General features: G+C 69.3%; 18 protein-coding genes. 11 read left to right on the top strand and 7 right to left on the bottom strand.

Annotation, left to right across the window (positions count from 1 at the left end):
- Window positions 1–20: 20 nt before the first annotated feature.
- From C882_RS00090 to C882_RS00080, 3 genes are all read right to left on the bottom strand, one after another.
- The gene (locus C882_RS00090; RefSeq protein WP_152415144.1) at window positions 21–416 is read right to left on the bottom strand and encodes a hypothetical protein; all 396 of its coding nucleotides are present in this window, start codon (window positions 414–416) and stop codon (window positions 21–23) included.
- Between the two features lie 223 nt (window positions 417–639).
- Window positions 640–1,275: a response regulator transcription factor gene (locus tag C882_RS00085; protein ID WP_009538471.1), complete on the bottom strand. Its 636-nt coding sequence runs from the start codon at window positions 1,273–1,275 to the stop codon at window positions 640–642.
- A gap of 749 nt (window positions 1,276–2,024) precedes the next feature.
- Window positions 2,025–2,294, bottom strand: a complete 270-nt coding sequence (locus tag C882_RS00080; protein ID WP_009538470.1) for a hypothetical protein — start codon at window positions 2,292–2,294, stop codon at window positions 2,025–2,027.
- 398 nt (window positions 2,295–2,692) lie between these two features.
- Between C882_RS00080 and C882_RS22690 the strand changes: the two genes are divergently transcribed.
- From C882_RS22690 to C882_RS00045, 7 genes are all read left to right on the top strand, one after another.
- A complete protein-coding gene (locus C882_RS22690; protein ID WP_009538468.1) occupies window positions 2,693–6,211 on the top strand; it encodes a hybrid sensor histidine kinase/response regulator in 3,519 nt (1,172 codons plus the stop codon).
- 60 nt (window positions 6,212–6,271) lie between these two features.
- Window positions 6,272–7,702, top strand: a complete 1,431-nt coding sequence (locus C882_RS00070) for a protein adenylyltransferase SelO family protein (RefSeq protein WP_009538467.1) — start codon at window positions 6,272–6,274, stop codon at window positions 7,700–7,702.
- Window positions 7,703–7,803: 101 nt separating this feature from the next.
- Window positions 7,804–8,733 carry a class I fructose-bisphosphate aldolase gene (locus C882_RS00065; protein WP_009538466.1) on the top strand — a complete coding sequence of 310 codons (930 nt, stop codon included), beginning with the start codon at window positions 7,804–7,806 and terminating at the stop codon, window positions 8,731–8,733.
- A 462-nt stretch (window positions 8,734–9,195) separates the two neighbouring features.
- Window positions 9,196–10,041 (top strand): metalloregulator ArsR/SmtB family transcription factor, encoded by an 846-nt coding sequence (locus C882_RS00060; protein ID WP_009538465.1) that lies wholly within the window; start codon window positions 9,196–9,198, stop codon window positions 10,039–10,041.
- 90 nt (window positions 10,042–10,131) lie between these two features.
- On the top strand, window positions 10,132–10,629 hold the full coding sequence (gene arsN2, locus C882_RS00055; protein WP_009538464.1) for an arsenic resistance N-acetyltransferase ArsN2: 498 nt from the start codon (window positions 10,132–10,134) through the stop codon (window positions 10,627–10,629).
- 92 nt (window positions 10,630–10,721) lie between these two features.
- Entirely contained in the window at window positions 10,722–11,096 is a 375-nt protein-coding gene (locus tag C882_RS00050; RefSeq protein WP_009538463.1) for a response regulator, read from the top strand.
- A gap of 96 nt (window positions 11,097–11,192) precedes the next feature.
- Window positions 11,193–11,411 (top strand): hypothetical protein, encoded by a 219-nt coding sequence (locus C882_RS00045; protein ID WP_009538462.1) that lies wholly within the window; start codon window positions 11,193–11,195, stop codon window positions 11,409–11,411.
- A gap of 69 nt (window positions 11,412–11,480) precedes the next feature.
- Here the strand turns inward: C882_RS00045 and pyk are convergent, their stop codons facing one another.
- The 4 genes from pyk to C882_RS00025 form a co-directional block, all read right to left on the bottom strand.
- The gene (gene pyk / locus C882_RS00040; protein ID WP_043642655.1) at window positions 11,481–12,905 is read right to left on the bottom strand and encodes a pyruvate kinase; all 1,425 of its coding nucleotides are present in this window, start codon (window positions 12,903–12,905) and stop codon (window positions 11,481–11,483) included.
- An 81-nt stretch (window positions 12,906–12,986) separates the two neighbouring features.
- Window positions 12,987–14,261 (bottom strand): glycerate kinase type-2 family protein, encoded by a 1,275-nt coding sequence (locus tag C882_RS00035; RefSeq protein WP_009538460.1) that lies wholly within the window; start codon window positions 14,259–14,261, stop codon window positions 12,987–12,989.
- Window positions 14,262–14,293: 32 nt separating this feature from the next.
- Entirely contained in the window at window positions 14,294–15,601 is a 1,308-nt protein-coding gene (locus C882_RS00030; RefSeq protein WP_009538459.1) for an MFS transporter, read from the bottom strand.
- Window positions 15,598–16,581, bottom strand: coding sequence for a DMT family transporter (locus C882_RS00025; protein WP_009538458.1), 984 nt, complete (start codon window positions 16,579–16,581; stop codon window positions 15,598–15,600). Before C882_RS00025 ends, C882_RS00030 begins: the two co-directional genes overlap by 4 nt.
- Window positions 16,582–16,716: 135 nt before the next feature.
- On the opposite strand from C882_RS00025, the gene C882_RS00020 reads away from it, so the two are divergent.
- The 4 genes from C882_RS00020 (at window position 16,717) to C882_RS00005 (ending at window position 21,773) form a co-directional block, all read left to right on the top strand.
- Window positions 16,717–17,547 (top strand): N-formylglutamate amidohydrolase, encoded by an 831-nt coding sequence (locus C882_RS00020; protein WP_009538457.1) that lies wholly within the window; start codon window positions 16,717–16,719, stop codon window positions 17,545–17,547.
- A gap of 1 nt (window position 17,548) precedes the next feature.
- Window positions 17,549–18,709 (top strand): carboxylate-amine ligase, encoded by a 1,161-nt coding sequence (locus C882_RS00015; RefSeq protein WP_009538456.1) that lies wholly within the window; start codon window positions 17,549–17,551, stop codon window positions 18,707–18,709.
- A gap of 186 nt (window positions 18,710–18,895) precedes the next feature.
- Window positions 18,896–19,165: a DUF2312 domain-containing protein gene (locus tag C882_RS00010; RefSeq protein ID WP_009538455.1), complete on the top strand. Its 270-nt coding sequence runs from the start codon at window positions 18,896–18,898 to the stop codon at window positions 19,163–19,165.
- A 157-nt stretch (window positions 19,166–19,322) separates the two neighbouring features.
- The gene (locus tag C882_RS00005) at window positions 19,323–21,773 is read left to right on the top strand and encodes a sensor domain-containing protein (protein WP_009538453.1); all 2,451 of its coding nucleotides are present in this window, start codon (window positions 19,323–19,325) and stop codon (window positions 21,771–21,773) included.
- Window positions 21,774–22,037 lie beyond the last annotated feature (264 nt).

The raw sequence follows: 22,037 nt of genomic DNA, 5'->3' as shown, positions 1-22,037 counted from the left end.
TATTCGATAGAGCCCGACCCTCAGTCGATGCGTATCCAACTGCGGCCGTCGTCACGCATGGCGCCGGGGGTGTAGTGGTCCTCGAAGTGGGCAACGCGGGCCGTCTGTACGGGCGCGGTGCCCAAGGTCTCGCGCACGTAATGGCCGTCGCCGTCGTGCTGGAACCCCGGTGCCCAGGTCGTTTGATCCTCGCGCATGAGACGGGGCCGCATGTCCGTGTCACCGGCTGCGACGATGCGAAGGCGGACGTACTGTCCGCCATCGTTCACATAGCCCGGGCTCCACGAGGTGCGGACGTCGGTCACCATGCGCGGCGCCTGAGGCACCGCGACGTCGGAAGCACTGGCGGATGTGCCGAGGCCGGCCGCGAAGGCCAGACCTGAAAGGGCGAGAAGCGTTGAGCGCAGCAGTGTCATGGCGGTTACTCCCGTGAAAAGGAACCGCCGGCCGAGCGATGCCACCATGCCTCCTTGAGGGCGGACGTCAGGCGGTCGGCTTTATCATCCGAGTCCCCCACTCGGTTTTCCGAGTATGAACCTGACGTTGTCCGGCCATGCGCGGAGAGTTCTCATGCCAGACATTCGAAAAAAACGCCGCCCGTCGGGGCGGCGCCTTCGTGTCCGAACCGGCGTCCGCCTCCTAGACGGACTGGCCCGCCATCGAAACCACCTGCACCGCCTGCACGCGGTTGGAAACGCCCAACTTGCGGTAGGCGCTGGACAGGCGCTTCTTGACGGTGACTTCCTGCACGGACAGGCGCTGCGCGATTTCCTTGTTGGACAGCCCCTCCAGCAACAGGTTCAAAGCATCCTGTTCCAACGGGCTGAGCGAGCCGCCGACGCCCGACAGGCTGGGTCGGGTCGCATCTTCCTCGGCGCCCTCACCGAAGAGGAACGACGGGAAGTACCGTTCGCCCGACAACACCAGCCGCAAAGCGTTGACCATGGCATCGCCGTTGAGGCTCTTCGGCACGAAGCCCTCGACACCCGCCCGCATGGTGGACAGCGCCTCGTGACGGCTCGCGGTTCCCGAAAGCACCACCAGGGGAATGCCGGGGAACTGGCGCCGGGCGGCGCGCACGCCGGTGACGCCATTCATGCCGGGCATCCGAAAATCCAGAATAATCAGGGCCGGCGCCGGGTCTTGCGTCCCCAGGTCCAGGGCCTCCTGCAGCGTGTCGGCCTCGTCCACCTGGACGTCGTCACGCACGCGCTGAATGAAGGGCACCAGTGCCTCGCGAACCAGGCGATGGTCATCGGCCAGAACAATTCTCATACGTTTCCCTCCCGCACGGACCGCCACCCCACCTGCCGAGACAGTCTAGACGCAAGGCCGGCTGCGGTCTGATATGTATAGTATATCAATTGGTTCGCGTTTTTCATCCACAACTTGAGCGGTGCTGTATCACCATTTCGTGCCAGTTCAAGGCGTCATCAAGCCCTCAGGCCGGGTCTGAAGTATCAAACAAGGAAAAAGGCCCTCCGCCACCGGCCACCGGGAGGCGTGGCGGCTTCCGCGTCGCCAGGACCCCACCCGCGCGTCGAAGGGCGGGGGACGCGAAACGGCGGCGGAGGGCAAGCGCGCGAGCCGCCGGGATGACCGCGCGCTGTCTCTTGAAGGCGCTGCTCCGAACCTCGTGTGTCACCGGAGACCTGGATGCCGACGGCCATGGTGCCTACGGATGAGCAGCTTGCCCGCGGACAAGGGGCAGTCGGCGACAGCAGGTAACGGGGGAGTGTTTCTTCGTCGATGCGCAGGCGGTCGTTGCGGCGAGCCGGCACCATCAGAACGCGAACCCTGGTTCGCGCATCCGCGCCGCGACCGCGCCGTGCTGCGGCCTGGCTGTAGCGCTTAGGATTGGCGCGGGAGGATCGCCGGCCCCTCCCCCTCAGCCGGGCTTGGGCGATCCTCCTCGCGCGGCCGGCGGGCAGCGCCCTCTGTGCGCCCACCGGTTTCAGAAATCCGCCGTGCGGCCGGCAAGCCGCTGTGCCGCCCGGCCGCCGCAGCGTCGGACAACCGCCGCGTCAGTGACGGGATCCCGATGCGTGATCCCACGAGCGCAGATCGCACCCGATCAAGGCGCCGGCGACGCTGTTGAGCCGATCGGCCGAGCGCAGGGCGAGCCGTGACAGGGTCATCATGTCGTGGGCCGCGTCGAGCGCATCCTCGCCGCGCCGTCGGCCGGGCCGGTAGGGGCGGGCCTTGGCCATGGCCGCTTCCAGCGTCATCAACGTGGACCGCCGCGCCTGGCTGAGCAGGCGGTCGGCCGCCTCGCGGGTTTCCAGGTCTTCCATCGCCTCGGGTCTCGTTCCATCCTGCATTTTCATCGCGCCACCCTCTCGCTGACTAGCCGGGAGTGGTATCGGGGCCGGCGGGCCGCAGGGCCGGAACGTGGCTTCCAACTCATTCTTCACTATCCCTTGCAAGCCCTTGCCTCTCAACCGAACGCGCGGATAGCCGCCGGGGTCGCACGCATCCGGCTTACCTACCTGGGTATTACGCCCAATGCGCAGGGCCTCGGCCACCGGACCGTCCCGCCGTTTGAAAAAGCGCCGGCGCTCTCTATACTGGCCGAGGATTGCGCCCCAAGGGGCGTGGCCGACATCCCAGCGGCGGACTCATGGCGATCGACAACCGGCCAGACGCGACGGACACCAGAACAGCCCCGGCTGGCAAGGCCGCACACAAGCCGATGGCGAAAGCACGCCCGGACGTCGGTGCAGCCGATGCGGGTCCGCTGTTCGCGCCGCCCGAAACGGATGCCTTCGCCCTGCTGGACGGCCGTGGCCGCGTCATCAGCGCCAGCGAAGGGCTGTCCGCGGTCCTCAATTGCGACACACCGTCCGACCGGCTGACGGGCCGCGCCTTCGACGCCCTGTTGCAGATGGCCGTCGCACGCCCGGACGTCATCGAAGCCGACCTGTGGCTGACGGCAGTCCGCCAGAACGCCGGCTCCGGCCGGATGCACCAAAGCGGCGAGTTGCGCCTGCGCGGCCCCGGCGCCGAGGGCGACGTCCTCATCCTCAACGCACAGTGCGCCTCGGGCGTGCGCATGTTCGTCCGCATACGCCGCCGCGCCGCGCCGACGCACGCGGAAGCCGAGGCCGGAGCACCGCCCGCCCGCGCGGCACAGCCAGCCGCAGAGCCGTCCCCTGGATCCGCCGCCTCCACGCCCGCCGCCGACACCCCGGCGGGAGGCAGGTCTTCCCGTCCGGGTTTGGGGCCGGTTCTGGAAGGCCTGCCGGACGCGGTCTTCGTCACCGACATGTCGGGGCGGCTGATCCTCGGCAACGATCCCTGCCGCGACATCTTCAGCCGGCCGCTCGCTCCCCTCATCGGCCAGCCCGTCGCCGCGCTTCTGCCGCGGGACCTGTCTGCCGCCATGGCCGAGGCCGACGCCGCCGTTGCCGAAACCGGCCAGCCCCTGCGCTTCACCCGCGCGCGCAACGTGGCGCTGGGCCACTGGCGCGAGTACGAGATCGTCAAGGCGCCCCTGCGGTCGCCGGAAGGGCTGCAACTGGGAATCGTCACCACGTGCCGCGACGTCACCGTGCAGGACGCGCAGATCCGCCAGGGCATGGAACAGGCCCGCCTTCTGGATGCGCTGCTGACCCACATCCCCTACTTCGTCACCTGGAAGAACCGCGACCTGGTCTACCAGGGGTGCAGCCAGAACTTTGCCGACATCTTCGCGTCGGGCTCGCGCAACGGCGTAATCGGCGCCACCGACAACGACCTGCTGCCGCTGGCCGGCGAGGCGGAAACGTTCCGGCGCGGCGACACCGCCGTCATGACCACCGGCACGCCACTGCTGGACGTTCACCGCATCGTCCACCGACCCGACGGGCGGTCGATGCGGTGGATGATCTCCACCGTCTGCCTGCGCGACCGCAACGGCCAGATCACCGGCATCCTCTCGGTGGCGCGCGACGTCACCGCCGCCCGCCGCACGGAAGCGGAGCGCGACCGTCTGTCGCGGATCATGCAGTCGCTGCTGCAATTGCCCGTCACGGTGTTCCAGACCGACGACACCGGCACCATAACCGAAGCCTTCGGCGAAACGGTATTCGAGGGCAGCGACACCAAGGGGAAGGACGTCTTCCGCCTTCTGCCGGGGGCCGCGGGCGCCTTGCGCGACTCCCTCACGCGGCGCCGCACGGTGCGCTTCGAGGTCACCGACGACCGCCGCAACCGCGCGCTGGACGTGGTGTTCGGCCCCGACCGTCCCGGCGGGCGCGGATACCTGGGCGTCGGACTGGACGTCACCGAACGCCGTCGTGCCGAACGCGCCCTGCGGGAACGCGACCAGTTGCTGTCGTCCATCATCGGCACGATCCCGGTGATGATGTCGGCGGTGGAGCCCGACGGGCGCATCGTGTTCTCGGAAGGCCGCGCCCTCAGCCTGCTCGGCCACCAGTCCGGCGAGACCGTTGGCCGCACCGCGGCGCAGGTCTGGTCTGGCCAGCCGCGCGTTCTGGAAGCCCTGGACCGGGCCCACCGGGGCCAGGAAGTGGTGCTGGACCTGGAGGTCGGTGAATCCGCCCTGCAGATGCACATCATGCCCATGGGCGAGGACGAGGACGATCATGCCGCCAACGGCCGGCGCCGTGGCAGTGTCGGCCCCGCCCTGATCCTGGGCGTCGACATCACCGACCGCCGCCGCGCCGAGGCCCGCTTCCGCGCCATGTTCGAGAAGGCGACCGTGGGGCTGGCGCTGCTCAACGACTCCGGCGCCATCGTCACGGCCAACGGCGCGCTGTGCCGCATTCTGGGCGAAGAGGCCGACGCCCTGGCGGGCCGACGCGCCGGCGACCTGTTGCCGGTGCCCGAGCCCGGTACCTGGCGATCCTGGCGCGAGGTCGTGGGCGGCCGGGCCGTCGGCGCGCCCGCGCCGCCTTGGCTGCGCATCGGCCATCACGCCTTCAGCGACGGCCGGGGCGAGGAAGCCGCGTCCATCCTCATGGTCGAGGACAGTTCCGAGGTGCGCGAGCTGGAGGACCAGCTGGCCCACCTGTCGAAACTGACAGCCCTGGGCGAGATGGCCGCCAGCCTGGCGCACGAGATCAACCAGCCGCTGAACACCGCCCGGCTTGTCGCCGAGGCGGCGCTGGAGGACCTGGCGGGCAGCCGCGCCAAATCCGCCCGGCGCGGCGAGAAAGCCTTGTCGACCATCCACGCGCAGACCCAGCGCATCGCCGAGATCATCCGCCACGTCCGCCAGTTCGGCCGGCGCGACGACGACAAGCCCCGCCCCTTCGACCCGGTGGCCGTCACCCGCACGGTGGTCAAGTTCTTCCGCCACGAGGCCCGCAAGGCCAAGGTGGCGCTGAACGTCGATCTGCCCCGCACGGGCCCGCTGGTCCTGGGCCACACGGTGCGGTTCGAGCAGGTGCTCATCAACCTGTTGCGCAACGCCCTGGACGCGGTGGTGGAGGCGCACGGCGAGAGCGGAGAGGGCCGCATCGAACTGTCCATCCGCCTGGAGGACAAGACGGCGGTGGTCTGCGTGCGCGACAACGGGCCGGGCATTCCCGACGGCGTGCGCGACCGCATCTTCGAGCCCTTCTTCACCACCAAGTCGGCGGAACGCGGCTCGGGCCTGGGGCTTGCCATCTGCCTGACCATCGTCGCCGAGATGAACGGCCGCCTGGACGTACTGCGGCCGGACACGGGCGCGGCCATCGCCATCCGCCTTCCCGTCCCCGAGCCCCCCGCCCTCGCCGCCGGCCCGGCCATTCCCGCCGCCGCGCTTCGGCAGGACGATTCGGCGGCGCCCGTCTCGCTGGCCGCGGCACCGAAGGCCCCGCCCATGGCGCGTGGTCCGGGCGGCCGGCGCTCGACCAAGGCGCTGGCGGGCTTCACCGTGGTGGTGGCCGACGACGAGGAGGAGGCGCTGCAGACCGTCGCCCGCTCGCTGCGCGGCCACGGCATGAGCGTGATCACGGCCGGCACCGGCGAAGAGGCTTTCGACGCCGTGGTGGAGCACGACCCGGATGCCGTCATCACCGACCTGACCATGCCCGGCGCCGGCGGCGAGGCCTTCATCGAGCGCCTGGGCGCCGGCGAGCCGGGGCTGCCGGTGATCGTCATGACCGGCCGGCCCGTGCGCGACGAGCCGTGGCGGCGCCATGTGGCCGCGGTACTGGGCAAGCCGGTGGGCCTCAAGGAACTGCGCGAACTGCTGAAGGACCTGCTGCTCACGCGGCACTGAGGCTCGGCGCAGGGCGCTTTCACCCTGGAAACGGTGCGCTGCCGGGCCCACATGCGAGGCATGCCTGTCTCAGACCGCTACCGCCCCGACCCCCGTCATCCTGCGCTCGGCGACCGCTTCTACGATCCGGTGCCTGCCGCCCGCTTCCCGCGCCACACGCTGCGCTTTCGCAACGACCGTGCGGCCGCGCGCATCGGGCTCGACACCCTGACCGACGAGGAATGGGTGGCCCACTTCGGCCGGTTCGAGCCTCTGCCGGCCAACATTCCCGAGCCGCTGGCCCTGCGCTATCACGGCCACCAGTTCCAGGTCTACAATCCGGACCTGGGCGACGGCCGCGGCTTCCTGTTCGCGCAGGTACGGGAGAACGGCGCGCCGGACGGCCGGCTTCTCGACCTTGGCACCAAGGGCAGCGGCCAGACGCCGTGGTCGCGGTCGGGCGACGGGCGGCTGACACTGAAGGGCGGCGTGCGCGAGCTTCTGGCAACGGAAATGCTGGAGGCGCTGGGCGTGAACACCTCGCAGACCTTCAGCCTGATCGAGACGGGCGAGGAGTTGTGGCGCAACGACGAGCCCTCGCCCACCCGATCGTGCGTCATGGTGCGGCTGAACCACAGCCACATCCGCATCGGCAGCTTCCAGCGCCAGGCCTACCTGGGGGACACCGACGCCCTGGCCGCGTTGCTGGACCACGCCGCGGCCCTGCACATGCCCGAAGTGGCCGCCATCGACGACCGGCTGGAGCGGGCCGCGGCCTTCGTCGAGGCCGTCGGCCGCAACACCGCCCGCACCGGCGCGCAGTGGATGGCGGCGGGCTTCGTCCACGGGGTCCTGAACACCGACAACATCCTGGTGACGGGGCAGAGCTTCGACTACGGGCCCTGGCGCTTCATGCCTGTGCACGACCCTGGATTTACCGCCGCCTATTTCGACCAGACAGGGCTCTATGCCTACGGCCGGCAGCCCGACACGCTGATGTGGAATCTCACCCGCCTGGCCGAGAGCCTGCTCGGCCTGTCCAACAAGGACCGCCTGACCGAGGCGCTGCGCACCTTCCCCGACGCCTTCCAGACGGAGATGGCGGAGGCGGTTACCCGTCGCCTGGGCATCCTGCGCGGCCCGGCGGAGGAGGACGAGGCGCTGATTTCCGCCCTGTTCACCGCCATTGGGCAGGCGCAGATACCCTTCGAGCGGCCGTTCTTCGACTGGTACGGCGGTGCGCTCTCACAGGGGCGCGCGCAGGCCAGCCCGCACGCCAAGGTCTATGACGGCGACGCCTTCGCCCCGGCACGGGAGAGTCTGATCGCGCGCCCGCCGCGGCCGGAGGTTGACCTCTCCCACCCCTACTTCACCGGGCGGGAGCCGCAGACCATGCTGATCGACGAGGTGGAGGCCCTTTGGGCGCCCATCGACGTGGCCGACGACTGGGCGCCGCTTCTCGCCAAGGTGGAAAAGGTGCGCGAGATGGGGGCGGCGCTGGGCAACGGCTGAGGGAACCAAGCGTTCCCAAGGCCGAAAGGGATCTTCCCGTCCATGCGGCGGAAGACGCCCACGCCGGGACCGGACCGTTCATTTCTCAAAGGATCGACTCCATGCGCATTACCCAGAAAGTGAAGAAGATTCTCGCCAATTACGAGAGCGACAATCCGGGCACCAAGGCGAACCTGGCCCGCATCCTGATGGAAGGAAAGCTGGGCGGCACCGGCAAGATGGTCATCCTGCCCGTCGACCAGGGTTTCGAGCACGGCCCCGCCCGCAGCTTCGCCGCCAATCCGCCGGCCTATGATCCGCATTACCTGTTCCAGTTGGGCCTGGACGCCGGCTGCAACGCCTATGCCGCGCCGCTGGGCGCGCTGGAGGCGGGCGCCGACACCTATGCCGGGGCGCTGCCGCTGATCCTGAAAATGAACAGCGCCAACAGCCTGCATCCCAAGGACGAGGAGCCGACCCAGGCCATCACCGCCAGCGTCGACGACGCCCTCCGCATCGGCGCCAACGCCATCGGCTACACGCTGTATCCGGGCAGCGCCTATTTCTATGACATGCTGGAGGAACTGCGCGAACTGATCCGCGAGGCCAAGAGCGTCGGCCTGCCTGCCGTGGTGTGGTCCTATCCGCGCGGCGGCGACATCTCCAAGGATGGTGAAACCGCCATGGATGTGGACGCCTACGCCGCCCACATGGCCTGCCTGGCCGGCGCCCACATCGTGAAGGTCAAGCTGCCCACCGACCACCTGGAGCAGGATGCGGCCAAGAAGGTTTACGAGGGCGAGAACGTGCCCATCGGCACCATGTCGGAGCGCGTCGCGCACATCGTCCAGGCCTGCTTCAAGGGACGCCGGCTGGTCGTGTTCTCCGGCGGCGGCAAGAAAGGCGACGAGGGCATCTTCGATGACGCCCGCGCCATCCGCGACGGCGGCGGCAACGGCTCCATCATCGGCCGCAACAGCTTCCAGCGCGACAAGGACGATGCCGTGAAGCTGCTGGGCACCATCATGGACATCTACAAGGACAAGAGCTGACGAAACCGTTCCAGCTGTGCCGGGACGCGCCCGCCTCTGATTTGGGGCGGGCGCTTTTCTTTGGCTCGTCCAACCAGCGCCGTTGCCGCACCGCCGCACATCTGGCCCGCCGCCCGAAAACCTTCATCCGAACTCCATATCACCCCCGAGGCGCGGAAACCGGTAACATTTCGCATATTCCATGAAAAAACGCGGCCGCCCCACCCGAATGTGTTGTTGCACTGCAACACGAGAGGTCCAAAATAGAACGGCAGTGCAAAATACGGGCTTCCCCGGGGAACGGCTGTGCCACGATGGCGGTTGTTTCGGGGATGCTCCGCCCGCGGCGGCTTCAGGACATCGCGCTCCGGCTTTTTCGTGCCGGCCGGGTCCAGCGCCTGATGATCGAGCCGTCCGGTCCGTTCCGGGCCCTGCCGAGGGGTCCGTCCGCCTTCCATCACCGGCGCGCCGAGGATCGATCCGATGAACTCCGATGATGCCGTTCTCGCCCTGTCCGCGCTCGCCTATGGCGCCAGGATGGACATTTTCCGGCTGCTGATCCGCGCCGGAACGGACGGGCTGCCGGCCGGCCGGATTGCCGAGGGATGCGGCCTGTCCGCCTCGACCCTGTCGTTCCACCTCAACCAGCTCAAGGCGGCCGGGCTGGTCACCAACCGCCGGGCGGGCCGGTCGCTCATCTACAGCGCCAATTCCGAATTGGTGGATGCGCTGATCGCCTACCTGGGCGACACGCTGCGGCCGGCGGCGTCCGCGTCCGAAGACACCGCCACCCCGGACGAAGACGTGATCAACGTGCTGTTCGTCGGCGCCGGGAACAGCGGCCGCAGCATCATGGCCGAGTCGGTGCTCAACCACTTGGGGCGGGGTCGCTTCCGGGCGTTCAGTGCCGGCGTGCGCCACACGGGCAAGGTCAGCGGCATGGCGCTGGATATTCTGCGCCGCGCCGGCTTTCCCGCCGATGCCGCCCGCTCCAAACCGCTTGAGATGTTCACCGCGCCCGATGCCGCCGCCGTCCTGAACATCGTCATCACCGTCAGCGAGGACGCCGGCGGCCTGAACACCGGCGCCCTGCCCGGCCAGCCCGTCCACGGCCATTGGCCGACGGCCGATCCGCTGGGCGTGGTGGGCACGGAGGTGGAGATCGCCGCCGTTTACGACTCGGTCCTTGCGTCGCTGGTGGACCGGATCAGCACGCTGACCGCCCTGCCCCTGCGCTCGCTGGACCCCGTCACGCTGCAGCGCCGTCTTGCCGCCATCGGCCGTCACGCCGGCGACGACGTCTCGTCACCGGCCCGCGGCGTGGCCTGACGCCGGGCGGCGCGCAACGGCCCTTGCCGGCACCGCCGATCGGCGGCAACGTCCTTTCCTTCCGCGCATCCGTGAAGGGAGCCCGCCGCCGTGCAACACGCATCCGAGCCGTTTTCAATCCGGGCAGCCGGTGCCGATGATCTGCCGCGCCTGCGCGCGCTGCTTTCGGCCGCCGCGCTGCCCGTCGACGATCTGGAGCGGGCCGATGTGCGCCTGTGGCTGATGGAGGACGCCGACGGGGCGACCGTCGGCTGTGCCGGTCTGGAGGGAACCGGCCCGGACGTTCTTCTGCGGTCGCTGGTGGTCGCGCCGGCCCGGCGCGGCCGGGGCTGCGCGGCGCTGCTGGTCGACCACGCCGGTGCGGCCGCCGCCGAGTCCGGTGCGGCGAGGCTCTGGGCCCTGACGCAGACGGCCGAGCGGTGGTTCCTGGCGCAGGGCTGGCAGCGCACGGCGCGCCCCGATGCGCCGGCCGCCATTCGTGCGACGGCGCAGTTTTCCGGGATCTGCCCGGCCTCGGCGGTCCTGCTGACGCGATCCGTGCCGGTCCGCCATGCTCCGGAAAGGCCTTCCATGCACCAAGGGATATAACCCCTATTCCTTATAACCCTTTTAAATTCGCGGTTGCGCCTTAAGGTGTCGTAAGGGAAAGCCAAAAAAATGGGAAAGGGGCCACCGATAAAATGACGACGGACAACAAGACAGTTCTGGTCGTTGAAGACAACGCCCTGAACATGAAGCTGTTCGAGCAAATCCTGCTGCAGGGCGGCTACCAGCCGGTATGCAGCCTGGACGGGCTGAACCTGGTGGACCTGATCGCGGTGAAGAAGCCGTCGTGCATCCTCATGGACATTCAGCTACCGCAAGTCTCGGGCTTCGACCTGATCCGCGAGATCCGGGCGCATGAGGCGGTGCGCAACACCCCGGTCGTGGCGGTGACGGCCTTCGCCGGCGCCAGCGAGCGAGAGCGCTTCCTGGGCGCGGGGTTCAACGCTTTCCTGCCCAAACCCATTTCCGTGCGCATCCTTTTGTCGACCGTCAACCAGTTGGCGATCTGACCCGCGCCTCTTCCTGCCCTTGGCGAGACGTCGAGCCGCGCCCGTCCCGGCGGCGTTGCCCTTTGCACCGCAACTGCTGTCGAAGGGCCACGCTCCATGGCGCCGATCATTCTCGTCTCGCTCGTTGTGCTCGTGGGCGTATTTTTCGCCGTCCTGTTCACCCTGGCCGCCCGTCGTAGCGGCCTGCCGCCGGACGGACGGTGGGAGCCGGCGCGGCCCGGCCGCATCTGGCAGTGGTTCGCGGCCATCGTGCTGATCGGCGGCATCCTGGCGCTGACCGCGCTGTTCATCTTCGACGTGGTGAAGATCCTGTAGCGCTCCGCCCATGAAAAACGGCCGGCCCCGCAAGAGGCCGACCGCTCCGCCGTACTGAGCCGGGACGGCTCAGCAGAATTCTTCCACCCAGGCGATGCGCAGGATGTTGGTGGTGCCCGGCGTGCCGAAGGGAACGCCAGCGGTGATGACCAGCCGCTCGCCCACCTTGGCGATTTCCTCGTCCAGCGAAATGCGGCAGGCCTTTTCCACCATCTCTCCGAAGCTGGTCAGTTCGCTCGTGACCGTACAGTGGGTGCCCCAGGCGAGCATGAGCCGCCGAGCGACCCGCGTGTCGGCGGTCAGGCAGACCACAGGAACCATGGGCCGCTCCCGCGCCGCGCGCAGGGTGGTGGAGCCCGAGGAGGTGAAGGTCACCACGGCGGCGGCCTTGAGTGTCTGCGCCACCTGCCGGGCAGCGGCCGAGATGGCGTCGGCGGCCGTGTTCTCCGGTGCCTCGCGCCCCGCCTGCATGATCATGCGATAGGTGTCGTCGCTTTCCACCCGCTGGATGATCTTGTCCATGATGGACACCGCTTCCACCGGATAGGCACCCGCCGCCGTCTCGGCCGACAGCATGACGGCGTCGGTGCCGTCGTAGACCGCCGTCGCCACGTCCGAGGCTTCCGCGCGGGTCGGCGCGGGATGCTGGATCATGCTTTCCAGCATCTGGGTCGCGACCACCACCGGCTTGCCCACATGACGGCAGGCACCGATGATGCGCTTCTGCAGGATGGGCACCGTTTCCGGCGGGGCCTCCACGCCCAGGTCGCCGCGGGCGACCATGACGGCGTCGGACAGCTCGATGATCTCGTTCAGCTTGTCGATGGCCGCCGGCTTCTCCAGCTTGGAGATGATCGCTGCCTTGCCCTGCACCAGCTTGCGGGCCTCGGCCACGTCCTCGGGCCGCTGCACGAAGGACAGCGCCACCCAGTCCACCCCGAGTTCCAGGCCGAATTCCAGGTCCTTGCGATCCTTTTCCGTCAGGGCGGAGATGGGCAGGACCACCTCGGGCACGTTCAGGCCCTTGCGGTCCGACAACACCCCGCCCGTCACCACCACCGTCTCGGCGTAGTCCGGGCCGTGGCTTTCCACGCGCAGGCGGATCTTGCCGTCGTCCAGCAGAAGCTCGGTCCCGGTGCGCAGCGCCGAATAGACCTCGGGGTGCAGCAGCGGCGCCCGTTCCTCGGTGCCGGGCGTCTGGTCCATGTCCAGGCGGAACTGCTGGCCGGCCTTGAGCAGCGCCTTGCCGCCCTCGAACCGGTCGACGCGCAGCTTGGGCCCCTGAAGGTCCATCAGCACGGCGATGGGCCGGCCGAGCTTTTCCTCCACCTGGCGCACCATCTGGTAGCGCTCGCGATGGTCCTCGTGGCTGCCGTGGCTGAAGTTGAACCGGAACACGTCCGCCCCGGCGCGGCACAGCGCCTCGATCGTGGCGGGCGTGGAGCTGGCGGGGCCGAGGGTGGCGAGGATCTTGGCGTTGCGATAGCGTCTCATGCGTTCAACCATAGACCTAAGCCCGGCATCCACGGAAGAGGGATCGCGGGGCTGGTGCTTGAAGATTTCGTGATCGGGGCCTCAGTCGCCGGATTCGACGAATACGGCGCGGAAATCATTGACGTTCGTGAGCGTCGGTCCGCTCATCACCAGTCCGTCCACGGCCTTGAAGAAGCCGTAGGAGTCATGCTCGTCCAGCGCCTTGCCCAGGCCGGCGCCGGACCTCTGCGCCCGCGCGGCGGTGTCGGGGCCGCACCAGGCGCCGGCGTTGTCCTCGCTGCCGTCGATGCCGTCGGTATCGCAGGCGAGCGCCCACAGCCCCGCCTGCCCCGCCAGTTCACGCGCCATGCCCAGCACGAATTCGGCGTTGGGACCGCCGCGGCCGCCGCCGTCGTGGGTCACCGTCAACTCGCCGCCCGACAGCAGCACGCAGGGCGCCCCGGCCGGCAGCCCGTGGTCGCGGCAGGAGACCGCCATGGCGGCCATGACCTTGGCGACGTCCTGGGCCTCGCCCTCGATGATGTCGCCCAGGATGAGCGGCGCCACACCTTCGCGCTCCGCCACCTCCGCGGCGGCTTTCAGCGAGGCGAGCGGCCGGCCGATGACGCGCGTCTCAACGTTAGCGAAGCTGTCGTCGCCGGGCTTGGGCGTCTCCGACTCGTCGCTGTCCAGCCATGTCGCGATGCTCTCCGGCGGCTTGATGCCGTAGCGTTCCAGCACCGCCTTCGCCTCTTCGCGGGTCGAGGGGTCGGGCACCGTCGGCCCCGAGGCGATGACCGAGGGGTCGTCGCCCGCCACGTCGGAAATCGCCAGCGCCAGCATCCGCGCGCTCCCCGCCGCCTGCGCCAGCCGGCCGCCCTTCACCGCCGAAATGTGCTTGCGGACGCAGTTGATCTCGTCGATGGCGGCGCCCGACTTGAGCAGGGCCTTGGTCAATTCCTGCTTGTCCTCGCGGGGAATATCGCCGGCCGGCAGCGACAGCAGCGCCGAGCCGCCGCCGGAAATCAGGCAGAGGATCAAGTCGTCCGGCCCGGCCTCGCGCACGAGATCAAGAATTTGTTGCGCCGCCTGCCACCCGGCCTCGTCGGGGACGGGATGCGCGGCCTCCACGATCTCGATGCGCCCGGCGTCGCAGCCGTGGCCGTAGCGGGTGACGACGCAGCCCGACAGCTCCGCGTCCCGCGGCCACGCCCGATCCACCGCGCGCGCCATGGCGGCCGATGCCTTGCCGGCGCCGACCACGATCGTGCGGCCCGTCGGCGGCTCCGGCAACGCCGGCGGTACGATCTTCGCCGGATCGGCGGCGGCCACGGCGGCGTCGAACAGGCGGCGGAGGAAGGCGGGAACGTCGTCCATGCGGCGGAAACCTCCTTTGCGCGCACGCCCCGTCAGGCGTGGCGGGGCGTGCAGTATGTTTCGCGGATCAGCAGCGCGGCCAGAAGGGCCGTCGCCTGGCAGAGCGGCAGGACGATCATGGCGTCCACGTATCCGGCCGGGTCGTAGATGCGAACGCCGTTCGCCGTCTGCCCGCTCCACGACAGGTCGAGCAGCCAGCCGATCAAGGGCTGGAAGACGGCCGCCGACCCCATGACGGCCGTGTTCACCAGCCCGATCACCGCCCCGCCCGAGGCCGACGGCGCATTCTCCCGCGCCGTGGCGAAGGCGACGACGATACCGCCCGAGAACGTGCCGGTCAGGATCATCAGCGGATACATCAGCCATACCGGCGGTTCGGCATAGAGCCAGCCGAGCGTGCACGCCAGCGCCCCGCCGGCGGCGATGAGCGCCGGCAGCTTGCGGCGGCCGATGGCGTCGGTCATCCAGCCCAGCAGCGGCGAGCCCACGCCCCAGCCGACAAGCATGAGCGAGGTCACCACCGCGGCCTCCGGCTTGGTCATGCCGTGCACGCCGACCATGAACGGCACGCCCCACAGCCCCGCGAACGACAGCATGGGGGAGACGATGGCACCCGCGAACAGGGCGATGAGCCAAACCTGCGGCTCGCGCATGGTCATCTTCAGGCGGTCGATCAGTCCATAGCCGGCGCCGGCATGGCCGCCGGTGTGAGGGCGGCCGTCGGCACGCGGCGGGCGGTCGCGCACCACGCTCCAGGCGAAAACGGCGAACGCGAGCGCGAGGCCGGCCGCAATGACCAGGGCGCCGCGCCAGCCGACGCCGTCCACCAGCAGCGACAGCGGCGCCTGTCCGCCGACGCCGCCCGCCACGCCGATCGCCATGGTCAGGCCCGTCAGCAGGGCGAAGCGGTTGGGCGGGAACCACGCTGACGCCAGCGCCAGCACCGCCACCCACGACACCGCCGCACCGGCGCCCACCAGTCCCCGGCCCACATAGGCCAGCCCGATCACGTCGGCCATGGCGAAGGCCGCGCTCCCCACCGCCGCCACCAGAGCGGCCAGCGTCAGCACGCGCCTCGGCCCGAAGCGGTCCACCAGAAGCCCGGCGGGAATCTGCAAGGCGGCGTAGGGGTAGAAGTACAGCGACGACAGCGTGCCGGCGATGGCGGCGCCGACGGCGAAGTCGCGCATCAGTTCCTCGACCATCACCGACGGCGCGACGCGCTGGAAGAAGGCGTAGCAGAAGAACAGCGCGCCGGCGCCCCACATCAGCCAGGGGCGGAGCGGCGTGCCGGCCGCCCCGGCGGCGGCATGGGTGGGGGTCTGGGCGTCCTGGCTCACGATTTCTCTTTCGCTTGCGTGGCGACCACGGGGTCTCCCGCCGCCTCGACCGCCGGCGCGGGCGCGCGGCTGCCGCGCCGGGCAAGGACGATGCCGGCCAGGATGATGACACCGCCGACACCCTGCCAGGGGCTTAGCGGCTCGGCCAGGATCAGCCAAGCCAGCACCGCCGCCACCGCCGGCTGAAGCAGCAGCGACACCGAGCCGAAGTTGGCCGGAAGGTGGGCCAGCGCATAGGCGATCAGGCTCTGCCCGCCGAAGTGCGACACCGCCGCCAGCGCCACCAGGATGCCGAGCGCATAGAGGCTCTCGATCACCATGCTCTCGCCGGCCGCCAGCGTGCAGACCAGCAGCCCGGCGCAGGTGTAGACGGTGCTCCAGGTCATCAGGACCGATGTGGAGAACCGCGCCCGCAACCGCCCGATGGACAGGATGTAGGCGGCGTAGAAGACCGCCGTCACCACACCCAGCGCATCGCCCATGATCTGCTCGGCCGATATGGTCAGGCTCTCGCCCATCAGCACGATCGCGCCCGTCATGGCGATGGCCATGCCCGCCAGGAAGGTGCGCGTCGGCGTCACCCGCCACAGCATCCAGCCGCCCAGCGTGACGAACACGGGGGCAAAGTTGGCCAGGAGCGTCGCGTTGGCCACCGTCGTCATGGTGATGGAGATGTGCCAGAACGCCAGATCCCCCATGAACGACAGGCCCGGAATCGCCAGCAGCATGTGATCGCGGAGGGTGCGCGGGCGGTCCTGCACCGGCGCCTCGCCGTCGCGCCCGGCCCGGCGGCCTTCCAGGCTCATCCAGGCGAACAGCAGGGGCAGCGCGAACAGGGTGCGGTAGAAGGCCGTTGCAATGGGGCCGATCTCCGACAGCCGCACGAAGATGGGCGCGAACGCGATGCCGACCGCGCCGGCCAGCAGGGCCGGCAGGGCAAGGCGGACGATGGGCGAGGCGGCGGACAGGCTGGTGCTCATGGGCAGGCACGGTAAGCCGTTCCGTTCAACCGCGCAAAGGGCCATTCTCCCACCCTCGCCCGCCGGCCGCAGCTTGCGAATGGCTCGCATGCACCCCCTGTTCAGCGGCACGCGACACTGTATGATGCAGGGACCATGACCGATCCGCAGATCCACCGACTCAACCGCGAACTGCCGCCGCTGCTGGGGCCGAACGACCCGCCGGCGGCGCACCTTGTCAACGGCGAGGGAACGACACCGCTGCTGCTGGTCTGCGACCACGCCAGCAACACCATTCCCGAAAGCCTGGGGACCATGGGCCTGCCCGGCGAGGCCCTGGCGGAGCACATCGCCTGGGACATCGGGGCGGCCGCCGTCACCCGGCACCTGGCGGAGATGCTGAACGCGCCGGCCATCCTGTGCGGCTATTCCCGGTTGGTGATCGACTGCAATCGCCAGCCGGGCGACCCGACCAGCGTGCCGGCCGTGTCCGACACCTGGGAAGTCACGGCCAACCAGAACATGGACCAGGCCCACTTCGACCGCCGGCTGGACGAGGTCTTCCACCCATACCACCGCGCCATCACCAACACCCTGGCGCACATGTGGCAGCGCAATCCCGAGCACGCGCCGGTCGTCTTCGCCGTGCACAGCTTCACGCCCTGCATGAAGAGTGGCGAGCCAAGACCTTGGGAATGCGGCATTCTCTGGGACCGCGATCCGCGTCTTCCCGACGCCCTGCTCAATCATCTGCGCAAGGCGCACCCGGAACTGACGGTGGGCGACAACGAGCCCTACGACGGCCGCGAGATCGCCTATACCACCGACACCCACGCGGCGGCGGCGGGCCTGGCCCATGCGGCGGTGGAGGTCCGCCAGGACCTGATCGGCGACGACGCCGGGGCCGTGCAGTGGGCCGGCATCCTGGCCGACGCCCTGCGCCACGCCCTGGCGCAGGAGGACATCCACAAGGTGGTGCTGTACTGACATGAGCACGCCCATACCCGCCAAGGAACCCGCCTTCTCCATCGGCATCGAGGAGGAATACCTGCTGGTCTCGCGCGAGACCCGCGACCTGGTGGTCGATCCGCCGGCGGACCTGCTGGATGATTGCGCGGGCAGCCCGGCGGGCTCGGTCAGCCCGGAGTTCCTGCGCAGCCAGATCGAGGTCGGCACCCGCGTCTGCAAGACCGTCCGCGACGCCCGCGACAGCCTGGCGGAAATGCGCGGCGTTGTTGCCCGCGCCGCCGGCCGCTACGGCCTGGCACCCATCGCCGCCTCCACCCATCCCTTCGCCCAATGGAGCGAGCAGCGCCATACGGAGAAAGAGCGCTACACCGTCCTCGCCCGTGACCTTCAGGGCGTCGCCCGCCGCCTGCTCATCTGCGGCACCCATGTCCATGTGGGGATCGAGGACCCCGACCTGCGCATCGACCTGATGGCGCAGGCGGCCTACTTCCTGCCGCACCTGCTGGCGCTGTCCACCAGCTCGCCGTTCTGGCGCGGGGTGGACACGGGGTTGAAGTCCTACCGCATCTCCGTCTTCAACGAGTTGCCGCGCACCGGCCTGCCGGAACATTTCCAGAGCTGGGGCGAGTACCAGCGCCACGTCAACGTGCTGGTCGCCGCCGGGCTGATCGAGGACGGCAGCAAGCTGTGGTGGGACGTGCGCCCCTCGGCCCGCTTCGACACGCTGGAAATGCGCATCACCGACGTCTGCACGAATGTCGACGATGCCGCCGCCATCGCCGCGCTCTACGCCTGCGTGCTGCGGATGCTGTGGCGGCTGCGGCGGACCAACCAGCGCTGGCGGCTGTACGCGCACATGCTGGTGATGGAAAACCGCTGGCGCGCCCAGCGCTACGGCTTCGACGAGGGGCTGGTGGATTTCGGCAAGGGCTGCATCGTCCCCTACGCCGACCTGCTGGACGAGCTTCTGGACCTGACGGCCGAGGATGCCGTCGCGCTGGATTGCGAGAAGGAGGTCGCGCACTGCCGCCATATCCTGACGCGCGGCACCAGCGCCCACCGGCAGCTGGCGGCCTTCCGCGCCGCCACCTCGGCCGGGGCCAGCCAGCAAGAGGCGTTGCGGCAGGTGGTCGACTTCCTGATCGGTGAGACGGTGGCCGGCATCCAGGTGCCGGGCTGACCGCCACCCGAGTCGCCGGGGCGCGTGCGGCCGGGCATCCACCCGTCCCGCGCGAACCCGCCGACGGCGCCCGTCCCCGCCGCCGCGCTTGATGGGCGGCCCGGCCTCGGCTATCTTCCCCCGCCTGTCACGGCGGCGCCCATCCGGGGCCGCCCTATCCCCTAGCGATCACGAGGACCGTCCGCCATGGCCGACGAAAGCGCCGCCCAGGCCAGCAACGACGTTGGCGGCATCGCCGCCGACCAGCTCCGCTCCTTCATCGAGCGCATCGAGCGCCTGGAGGAGGAAAAGGCCAACATCGCGTCCGACATCAAGGACGTCTACGCCGAGGCCAAATCCGCCGGTTTCGACACCAAGATCATGCGCCAGCTGATCCGCATCCGGAAAATGGAGCCGCACGAGCGCGCCGAGCAGGAGGAACTGCTCGACCTCTACCTCAGCGCCGTCGGATACTGACCGGCGCCTCCAGCATTCTTGCGCCCCAGGGCGCAGAACATACTCGGCAGGGCCTTCGTTCGGCGAAGGCCCTAAGCCTTTTGTTGCATAGCAGCATTATCATGCATATTCTTTCAGCAATCGCGCGCACCCCGCGGATTGTGATGAGGTTTTGTGCATGACCATATCGGCTGCTCCGGCTGCCTCCGGCGCCCAGGCCCTGCCCGCCCGCCTCAACCGGGCCCTGATGGACCGCCTGCCCGACGGGGTGGCGGTCCTGGCGCACGGCCGTATCATCTTTGCTAATACCGCGTTTTCCGACCTGACCGACCGTCCGGCGACGCGGCTTCTGGGCGGCGGACTGGCGGAACTGTTCAGCGACGCGCTCGACGGCGACGCGGCGGCCCTGCTGGATGCCGGGATCGATACGGGCATGACGCTGTGCCTCAACCGGCGCACCCTGACCCTGACGGTGAAGGCGCTTGAGGCGGGGCACACGCTTGCGCTTCTGACCGACATCACCGCCCAGGCCGACACCGACCGCGCCCTGCGGGAGGCCGAGAGGCGCTATCGCGGCATCTTCGAGAACGCGGTCGAGGGCATCTACCAGTCCACGGCGCGCGGCGACTACGTGGACGTCAATCCGGCGCTCGCGCGCATCTACGGGTATGGCGACGCCGAGACGCTGAAACGGGAACTGACCGACATCGCCGGCCAGCTCTATGTCGATCCGGCCGCCCGCCAGCGGTTCAAGGACCTGATGGAGCGCCACGGCGTCGTCACCGAGTTCGAGGCGCTGATCCGCCGCAAGGACGGCCGCGTCATCTGGATCACCGAGAACGCCCGCTGCGTGCGCGACGAGGCCGGACGGCTGCTCTACTACGAAGGCACGGTTGAGGACATCACCGCCCGCAAGCACGCGGAGGCGGAAATCCGCATGCTCGCCAAGGTGTTCGAGAGCGTGGCCGAGGGCATCCTGCTGGTCGACGCCGACCTGATGGTGCGCGAGGTCAACCCGGCCTACGCCCGCATCACCGGCACCGCGGCCGAGGACCTGATCGGGCGGCCCGCCCATCTGCTGGCGCCCGGCTTCCACGAGAAGGCCACCGAGCACGACATCTGGACCACCGCCCGCGACACCGGCCACTGGCGCGGCGAGGTCTGGTCGGAGCGGGCCGGTGACCGCCCCTTCCTCAGCGACCTGTCGGTCACCACGGTCCGCGACGAAACCGGCGCGGTGCTGCGCTTCGTGGCCGCCGTCACCGACATCACCCGGCGCAAGGAGGACGAGGAGCGCATCCGCTTCCAGGCCAACTACGACACACTGACCCGCCTGCCCAACCGCCACCTCATCACCGACCGGCTGGAACAGGCCATCCTGCGGGCGGAGCGGTGCGGCGGGCGCGTCGGCGTGCTGTTCCTGGACCTGGACCGCTTCAAGTACATCAACGACAGCTACGGCCATGCCGCCGGCGACGAGCTTCTGAAACTGGCCGCCCGCCGCCTGCGCCACTGCGTGCGCATGTCCGATGGCGTGGGACGCCTGGGCGGCGACGAGTTCATGATCGTCCTGCCCGAGTGCGGCCCCGGCAACACCGGCGCCTACATCGCCGAGAAAGTGCTCTACAGCCTGTCCGAGCCCTTCGCCATTGCCGGCACCGAGTTGTTCTCGGTGCCCTCCATCGGCATTTCCTACTGGCCCGACCACGGCGAGACGGCGCACGACCTGATCCGCCGCGCCGACTTGGCCATGTACCACGCCAAGCGCGGCGACGAGCGGCGCTATGCCACCTACCTCCCCAGCATGGAGGAACAGTCGCTGGCGGTTCTCAACATGGAGAACGACCTGCGCCTGGCCCTGGCCGCCGGCGCCTTCGAACTGCACTTCCAGCCCAAGGTCAGCGCCGAGACGGGCGACGTGATGGGCGCCGAGGCGCTGATCCGCTGGCCCCACCCCGAGCGGGGCATGATCAGCCCCATGGACTTCATCCCGCTGGCAGAGGAAAGCGGCCTCATCATGCCGCTGGGCCGCTGGATCCTGCGCGACGCGTGCCGGCGCATGGTGGCGTGGCGGGCGCAGGGCATCGCGCCGCCCAGCCTGTCGGTCAACGTCAGCCCCCGCCAGTTCGCCGACCCCTCCTTGACCGAAACCATCGAGCGCACGCTGGAGGAAACCGGCCTGCCGCCCGAGTGCCTGGACATTGAAATCACCGAAAGCGTCACGTCGGGCGACGTGGAACGGGTGATTTCCACCATGGCGGCGCTCAAGGCCATGGGCATCACATTGTCGGTGGACGATTTCGGCACCGGCTATTCATCGCTGAACTACCTGAAGCGCTTTCCCATCGACACCCTGAAGATCGACCAGTCCTTCGTCCGCGACCTGATGGACACGAAGGGCAAGGACGCCGCCATCTGCGCCACCGTCGTCGCGCTGGGCAACAACCTGGGCTTCACCGTCGTGGCCGAGGGCGTGGAGACCGCCGACCAGGCGCGGTTCCTGTATGAAAAGGGCTGCCACATGCTGCAGGGCTACTGGATTTCCCGCCCGCTTCCGGCCGCCGCCTTCACCGCCTGGCTCGCCGAAATGTCCGAGCCGGAACAGCCCGCTGCGCTCACCGCCGGTTGAGCGGACCGCCGCGCCAATGGCCCGCTGCGGGCAAAATCGCGGCGGACCAACGGTTTGGGGATCGGCCGGGACGCCCGCCCCGTTTCTTCGCCAACCACAACGGACGAGGAGACGCCCCCATGATGAAGCTGTTCCGCAACATCGCCCTTCTCAAGATGGTTCGCCGCGCCATGCGCCGCGGCCGCTGACCAGCGGCTAGTCGGGGGGGGGGGCCGAAGCAGCCCCCCCCCCCCCCCCCTTTCCCGGAACCTTCTTTTACCCCAG

The sequence above is a fragment of the Caenispirillum salinarum AK4 genome, assembly GCF_000315795.1.
Lineage (GTDB): Bacteria > Pseudomonadota > Alphaproteobacteria > Rhodospirillales > Rhodospirillaceae > Caenispirillum > Caenispirillum salinarum.
The sequence above is the reverse complement of the archived record's forward strand: the minus strand, read 5'-3'. Positions and strand labels throughout refer to the sequence as shown.

Excerpts from the sequence above, each read along its gene's own strand:
- C882_RS00090 (WP_152415144.1), bottom strand. The coding sequence starts at position 416 with ATGACACTGCTGCGCTCAACGCTTCTCGCCCTTTCAGGTCTGGCCTTC.
- C882_RS00085 (WP_009538471.1), bottom strand. The coding sequence starts at position 1,275 with ATGAGAATTGTTCTGGCCGATGACCATCGCCTGGTTCGCGAGGCACTG.
- C882_RS00080 (WP_009538470.1), bottom strand. The coding sequence starts at position 2,294 with ATGGAAGACCTGGAAACCCGCGAGGCGGCCGACCGCCTGCTCAGCCAG.
- C882_RS22690 (WP_009538468.1), top strand. The coding sequence starts at position 2,693 with ATGGCGAAAGCACGCCCGGACGTCGGTGCAGCCGATGCGGGTCCGCTG.
- C882_RS00070 (WP_009538467.1), top strand. The coding sequence starts at position 6,272 with ATGCCTGTCTCAGACCGCTACCGCCCCGACCCCCGTCATCCTGCGCTC.
- C882_RS00065 (WP_009538466.1), top strand. The coding sequence starts at position 7,804 with ATGCGCATTACCCAGAAAGTGAAGAAGATTCTCGCCAATTACGAGAGC.
- C882_RS00060 (WP_009538465.1), top strand. The coding sequence starts at position 9,196 with ATGAACTCCGATGATGCCGTTCTCGCCCTGTCCGCGCTCGCCTATGGC.
- C882_RS00050 (WP_009538463.1), top strand. The coding sequence starts at position 10,722 with ATGACGACGGACAACAAGACAGTTCTGGTCGTTGAAGACAACGCCCTG.
- C882_RS00045 (WP_009538462.1), top strand. The coding sequence starts at position 11,193 with ATGGCGCCGATCATTCTCGTCTCGCTCGTTGTGCTCGTGGGCGTATTT.
- pyk (WP_043642655.1), bottom strand. The coding sequence starts at position 12,905 with ATGAGACGCTATCGCAACGCCAAGATCCTCGCCACCCTCGGCCCCGCC.
- C882_RS00035 (WP_009538460.1), bottom strand. The coding sequence starts at position 14,261 with ATGGACGACGTTCCCGCCTTCCTCCGCCGCCTGTTCGACGCCGCCGTG.
- C882_RS00025 (WP_009538458.1), bottom strand. The coding sequence starts at position 16,581 with ATGAGCACCAGCCTGTCCGCCGCCTCGCCCATCGTCCGCCTTGCCCTG.
- C882_RS00020 (WP_009538457.1), top strand. The coding sequence starts at position 16,717 with ATGACCGATCCGCAGATCCACCGACTCAACCGCGAACTGCCGCCGCTG.
- C882_RS00015 (WP_009538456.1), top strand. The coding sequence starts at position 17,549 with ATGAGCACGCCCATACCCGCCAAGGAACCCGCCTTCTCCATCGGCATC.
- C882_RS00010 (WP_009538455.1), top strand. The coding sequence starts at position 18,896 with ATGGCCGACGAAAGCGCCGCCCAGGCCAGCAACGACGTTGGCGGCATC.
- C882_RS00005 (WP_009538453.1), top strand. The coding sequence starts at position 19,323 with ATGACCATATCGGCTGCTCCGGCTGCCTCCGGCGCCCAGGCCCTGCCC.